The organism is Candidatus Hydrogenedentota bacterium (assembly GCA_016791475.1).
In the GTDB taxonomy this organism is placed as follows: domain Bacteria; phylum Hydrogenedentota; class Hydrogenedentia; order Hydrogenedentales; family JAEUWI01; genus JAEUWI01.
The window spans coordinates 1-786 of sequence record JAEUWI010000175.1 but is presented as its reverse complement, the minus strand read 5'-3'; the positions used below and the strand labels follow the sequence as shown (position 1 = coordinate 786).

The window sequence follows — 786 nt, the reverse complement described above, 5'->3', positions numbered from 1 at the left end:
GAACTGGTCTGGATGCCGGCCTTCGCGTATCAGTTTTCCATGCGCCATGGGGGGAAGCAGGTTCAGTCGTGGGTGTCGGTCGACGCGAGCTTCGGTGGCTTCGCGCTGCTGGGTCGGGTGAAGGACCTGGTCCCGCAGGCGCCCGAAGGAGAGGTCTTTCCGCCGGTACTGAGCCCGGAGCATGCGGAAACCCTCGCGCGCGAAGGGGTCGTGCGGTATATCCTGCGTAAACGCGGCGCCAAGCCGGCGGTGGACGCGATCACCGAACGCCTGTCCTTCCATTTTCCCGTCTGGGTGTATTATTTCCGCACGGTGGGCGGCAAGATGGATCTGGCGGTTCTGGATGCGTACAGCGGCGACCCGATGGGGGGCCTGGTGCGGCGTGCCATTGTGGATGGGTTTATTGCGAAGCGGCGGGAGAGGGCGGGGGTGGAGCGGAGTTGAGGCTTTCTGGCCCGCAGTTGGATTGTCGCTGGCCTTGGGGGACCACGGTCATTACTTGCGACCGAAGAATTCCGGGCTGAATTGCGGAACTTTCCGTTACGTCCGTCACGGGCTTGATGTCCCGCGGATCGAGATTCCGGAGTTCCCCGCTTCACTCGCCGCGTCTGAGTTCAACAGCCGGATTTGGGTCTCATTGGGGAGGGCGTGACTTTCCTCCCACGTGGCACCCAAATGAGCGTTGCTCGATTGCGGTGGCACTCTGGGTTTGGCAGTGAATCACCGAGGTAATGCCTTTGGTTTAGCGGCGTTCGCGGGGGGAGCGGGGAACGAGGATGCGTCCTC

1 protein-coding gene is annotated in these 786 nt (G+C 62.7%); it reads left to right on the top strand.

Translation table 11 applies throughout. The annotated features are described in order from the left end of the window. Window positions 1-444: hypothetical protein (locus JNK74_28535; GenBank protein MBL7650135.1), on the top strand; the 444-nt coding region annotated here is incomplete at its 5' end. Between the last annotated feature and the right edge of the window lie 342 nt (window positions 445-786).